Here is a 4,861-nt window from a genome sequence, read left to right as displayed (position 1 = left end):
CGGCGGGTGGCGGCGACGATCCGCACGGCGTAGTCGATGACTTGCGGGTCGACGGCGATGGCCGCGGTGCCGGCCTGCATCGCCACCACGTCCTCGGCGCCGAGCACGCGCGGCACCTGCGACAGGTCGAAGTCGCCGGCGCTGCGGCCGCTGGTGACCGCGGCGACCATGCGCGCCTCGTCTTCCAGTTGCGGGTAGTCGATCAGGATCTTCAGCAGGAAGCGGTCCAGCTGCGCTTCCGGCAACGGGTAGGTGCCTTCCTGCTCGACCGGGTTCTGCGTGGCCAGCGCCAGGAACGGCGGTGCCAGCGGGAAGGCCGTGCCTTCGATGGTGACCTGGCCTTCCTGCATCACTTCGAGCAGCGCCGACTGGGTCTTGGCCGGGGCGCGGTTGATCTCGTCTGCCAGCAGCAGGTGGGTGAACACCGGGCCGCGGCGGATCTTGAAGCTCTCGGTCTTGGGGTCGTACACGGCGTGGCCGCTGACGTCGCTGGGCATCAGGTCCGGGGTGAACTGCACGCGTGCGTAGTTCAGTTCCAGGGCCTGCGCCAGCGCGCGCACCAGCAGGGTCTTGCCGAGGCCGGGCACGCCCTCGATCAGCACATGCCCGCCGGCCAGCAGCGCGATCAGGATCTGGTCCAGCACCTCCGGCTGGCCGATGAAGGCGTGGCCGACCGCGGCGCGGATCGCCTCGGCGCGTTCGATCAGGGCAGGGCCGGCGAGCGACGCGACGGCGTCGGAGGAGGCGGTGGTCATAACTGGTTTCTCATCTGGACGAGGAGGCGGATGCGCTCGCGCAAGGCGGCGGGTTGGTTGGGCGGCGGCGGTTGCAGCGCCTGTTCGACCTGCGCCACGGGCAGCTGCAGGCGTTCGGCGATGGCGGCGGCCTGGGCTGGGCCCTCCAGCGCGGCGGCGATCGGCGCGCGCCGGCGCAGCCGCGCCAGGAACGCCTCGCGTACCGCCGCGTGCAGCAGGTCGGCGCGGCCGTAGCGCAGCAGGTGTTCGCCGCTGGCGCGCACGTGTTCCAGCAGCGAACGGCGATCCTCGGCCGGCGGCGCGAGCAGCGGCCCGAAACGCTGCATGCGCGACCACAGCCAGGCCAGCAGGACCAGCAACGCGGGCAGCCAGGCCGGCCAGCCGCGGGTGAACAGGGTGCGCCACAGCGACGGCAGTTCGGCCGAATAGATCAGGTGGATGGTGCCCTGGCCGTAGTTCGGCCCCAGCACCTGGCGTGCCAGCAGGCGGTTGCCGGCCTCGCGCAGCCCGCCGCTGCGCAGCACCGGATCGTCTTCCATCGGCGAGCCCTCGAACATCTTGCCGAGCCGGTCGTCCTGGTTCTCGAGGAAATCCAGTTCCGACAGCACGTCCACGCTGCCGTCGCCGTAGGGCACGCGCGCGAACACGAAGTCGTCGTCCTCGCCGCTCCACCAGTTGCTGGGCGTATCCGGGTCGATGTTGAAGCGGCGGCCGCCGCAGAACACCTTGTGGGGCGCCGCGCCCGGCACCGCCATCACCAGGCAGTCGTCCGGGCTGCGCGCCTCGACGGTGATGTCCAGCGCTTCCAGGATCGGCACGTCGCCGCGCTTGACCTCCGCGGTGGGCGTGCGCAGCACCAGATGTCCGCCATGCTCCACCCAGTCCAGCAAGGCGTCGCCGTCGGCCTTGCCGAGCATGCGTGGGTCGCCATACAGCACCACGCTGTCGTGCGGGCGCAGGCGCATCGCCTCCAGGTCCAGGCGTTGCCGCGACTCGGCACGCACGCCGTCGGCGCGCAGGGTCTGGCGCAGCGCGTACAGCGGGTTGTAGGCGGCCTCGCCGCGCGGCGGCAGCACGATCTCCCGCTCGGCGCGTTCGTAGCGGCCGAAGAACCAGGCCGCGCCGACGCTGACCAGCAGCAGGCCGACCAGGAAGATCAGCGCATTGCGCGTGCCGCTGTTCATGCCTGCCACCGGAACTGGCGCTGCAGGTCGTCGACCAGCGCGTCGAAGGCGCCGTCCTCGGGCAGCCGGCCTGCATAGGCGGCGTGCTGCCAGACCCGCACCATGCGTGCGAACAGGCTGCGGTCGGCGTCATCGGGCAGGCGTTGCGCGGCGCGCAGGCACTGCGCCTCGGTGGCGCTGGGCGGCAGCACCAGATCGGCGCGCTCGCACAGCGTCGCCACGCTGGCCCGGTACAGCAGCGCGAGCGCGTCGCGGTGGCGGCCTTCGCGCCAGGCGCGTCGTGCCACCGTCGCCACGTCGTCCGGCAGCGGTTGCGGCGCCAGCACCGGCGTGTGCTCCGGTGCCGTCGCCACCGTTGCACGCCGGCGCCCGCTGCCGCGCATCCACGGCAGCCAGTGCCTGGCGGTCAGCAGCAGCACCAGCAGCAGGATGCCGGCCAGCACCCACATGCCCCACTTGCCGACGAACGCGATGGCCTGGGCGGCGGCCTTCATCCATTTGCCGAACGCGGTGAGGTCTTGCTGCTTGTCGTCCGGCTTGGGCGGTTCGTCGGGATTGCGCTTCTTCCAGTAGCCGATGGTGCGCTTGGCGGTCAGCAGCGGATCGGCGTAGGCGCGGTCGGCGGCGCGGGCGAAGCGCGCATCGGCGGCGGGCTCGGTGTCGAACACTTCGTCCAGCGGGACCGGATGCGCGGCGTGGTGGTGGTGGGTATCGGCGGCGGGCTTGCTGTCGGTGTCGGCATCTGCATCCGTATCCGCATCACTGTCATTGTCCGTGTCGGCATCGGCATCGGTCCCGTCATCGCGCCCGGCGTCGGCGGGAGCATCCTGCTCCGCCGCCGTCTGCACCGCCGTGTCGTCGGCCGCCGGCTGCGCACGCAGCGCCACGGCCGGCGCGGCGAGCAGGGCCACGCACAGCACCGCCAGCGGCGCGGCGCCGCGCAGGCGCGCGGCCATCCGGCGCAGCGCCATTTCCACGTCCCAGGCTTCGAGCTGGGTACGCCGGTTGAGGTACAGGCCGAAGCCGGCGCCGACGAAGAACGGTTCGATCAGGGTCATCGCCAGCCAGGCGATGGCGTTGAAGCCGATGTCCGCCCACACCGGGGTCTGCTGGCCGATCAGCGACCAGGCCGCGCGCGCGGTTTCCGGCAGCAGGTCGATGGGCACGAACAGGAAGATCGTGGCGATGCAGGCCAGGCTGAGCATGCCTTCGAACGTGGCGAAGACGCTGGCCATCAGCAGCGCATGGCCGTAGATCGCCCCGCCCAGGGTGCGGCGGCGCTCGCGCTGCTGGCTGGCGCTGGCGCCTTCCAGCAGTTCCAGCGGCATGAACACGCTGCGCGCCGGACTCAACCGGCGCCAGGTCAGGTAGCCGATCAGGGTGCGCCAGCCCCAGGCGCCCTGCGCGCGCACGGTGTCGCGCACGCGTGGCACGTCGCCGAACACCGCGCGCGAGATCACGAACAGCGGGATGCGGTCCAGCACCGGCTTCAGCCACCACAGCAGCAGCGGTGCCAGCCACAGCGCATCGATCGCCCAGGCGCCGAGGTTGAGCACGGCGAACAGCGGCAGGGTGACCAGCAGCCAGGGCTTCCAGATCGCCCCGGCGTGGCGGCGGACCAGGGCGCTGCCCAGTTCCATCGCTTCCCAGGCCGAGCGTGCGCGCAGCACCACGTCCAGGCGCTCAATCCGCATCGAGGGCCTCCGCGCGGCCGCGCCCGCCGCGCCACAGCCACGTCAGCACCAGCGTCCAGAGTGCCGCCGACACGCTGTACTTGACCCACGCCGGCACGGTCGCGATGGACGACCAGAATGCCTCGATGAAGGCGGCCACCAGCAGCATCGCAGCCACGCCCAGGCACAGCCGCGCGCCGATCTTGCCGCCTTCCACCAGTGCATCGATGCGCCGCCGCCGTCCCGGCGCCAGCACCTTCAGTCCGAGCTGCAGGCCAGCGCCGCCGGCGATCACGATCGCGGTCAGTTCGAACGGCGCATGCCCGGCAACGAAGCGCCAGAAGGTGACGCCGTAGCCGATCTGGTGCAGGTGCCCGGCCACCGCGCCGATGGTGATGCCGTTGAACAGCAGCACCAGCACCGTGCCCAGCCCCGCCAGCAGGCCACTGGCGAACGTGCGCAGGCCAATGCTGATGTTGTTCATGATGTAGTGGCCGAACATCTGCCAATCGGTGCCGCTGTCGCGGCCGAGCTTCTGTGCGCTGGCGGCCGGGTCGTACATGCGCTCGACCTGGGTGACCTGCATCGGGTCCATCAACCCGTGGATCAGTTCCGGACGGAACTGCAGCAGCACGAAGATGGTCACCAGCGGCACCACGAACAGCGCGGTGGCCGCCGCCATGTAGCCGGCCTGGCTGCGCACCAGCTGCGGGAATTCGGCGAACAGGAATTCCGCCGCGCGCCGCCAGCGCGGACGCGGCGCCCGGTACAGGACGGTGTGGCCCTGCTGCATCAGGTGCTGCAGGCGCGCGGTGACCTGCGGGCTGTAGCCGCGCCTGCGTGCCAGTGCCAGCTGGTGGCACACGCGCCGGTAGCGCGCCGGCATGTCCTCGTCGGCGAGCGGCGTCGGCTGGCCTGGACTCGGGATCGCGGTCGGCGGCGCGGCGGTCTTGCTGGCGTCGTCGGCGGCGCCGGCCTTGTTCGGCGCCGACCTGCGCGCGCTGCGCTGCAGCCAGGCCTCGAACACCTGCCATTCCTGCTGATGACGGAGGACGAACTGTTCCTGTTTCATCGGCGGCCCAGCAGCCAGTTGGCCATCGCGTACAGGCGCAGCACCCCGGCCTGGCCCGGCGTGTCGGTCAGCGGCTGCGCCAGCGCGGCCAGTTCCAGTTGCCGCTCCGGGGTGAGCCGCGGCGCGCGCTCGGCGAAGGCGATCAGCGCCGCCTGCTCGGCCGGCAGCAGCGGCCGC

The 4,861-nt window shown here is 71.7% G+C and carries 4 protein-coding genes and 1 pseudogene; all 5 read right to left on the bottom strand.

The annotated features are described in order from the left end of the window. Positions 1-755: AAA family ATPase (locus D588_RS24835; RefSeq protein ID WP_017916448.1), on the bottom strand; the 755-nt coding region annotated here is incomplete at its 3' end. Beyond that, positions 752-1,939, bottom strand: coding sequence for a DUF4350 domain-containing protein (locus D588_RS0114155; protein ID WP_017916447.1), 1,188 nt, complete (start codon positions 1,937-1,939; stop codon positions 752-754). The genes D588_RS0114155 and D588_RS24835, both read right to left, overlap by 4 nt. Further along, positions 1,936-3,633 carry a DUF4129 domain-containing protein gene (locus D588_RS0114150; protein WP_026143720.1) on the bottom strand — a complete coding sequence of 566 codons (1,698 nt, stop codon included), beginning with the start codon at positions 3,631-3,633 and terminating at the stop codon, positions 1,936-1,938. Before D588_RS0114150 ends, D588_RS0114155 begins: the two co-directional genes overlap by 4 nt. Continuing rightward, the gene (locus D588_RS0114145) at positions 3,623-4,684 is read right to left on the bottom strand and encodes a stage II sporulation protein M (protein WP_017916445.1); all 1,062 of its coding nucleotides are present in this window, start codon (positions 4,682-4,684) and stop codon (positions 3,623-3,625) included. The genes D588_RS0114150 and D588_RS0114145 overlap by 11 nt, the downstream gene beginning before the upstream one ends. Next, a pseudogene (locus D588_RS24830) lies at positions 4,681-4,861 on the bottom strand (RDD family protein); the annotation flags it as partial. The gene D588_RS0114145 and the pseudogene D588_RS24830, both read right to left, overlap by 4 nt.

Origin of the sequence: Xanthomonas sp. SHU 308 (assembly GCF_000364645.1) — a bacterium.
GTDB classification, from domain to species: Bacteria; Pseudomonadota; Gammaproteobacteria; order Xanthomonadales; family Xanthomonadaceae; genus Xanthomonas_A; species Xanthomonas_A sontii.
Note: the sequence above shows the minus strand (reverse complement) of the source record. Positions and strands in the feature narration are given on the sequence as shown.

Coding starts and splice junctions, on each gene's coding strand:
- D588_RS0114155 (WP_017916447.1), bottom strand. CDS start 1,939: ATGAACAGCGGCACGCGCAATGCGCTGATCTTCCTGGTCGGCCTGCTG.
- D588_RS0114145 (WP_017916445.1), bottom strand. CDS start 4,684: ATGAAACAGGAACAGTTCGTCCTCCGTCATCAGCAGGAATGGCAGGTG.
- D588_RS0114150 (WP_026143720.1), bottom strand. CDS start 3,633: ATGCGGATTGAGCGCCTGGACGTGGTGCTGCGCGCACGCTCGGCCTGG.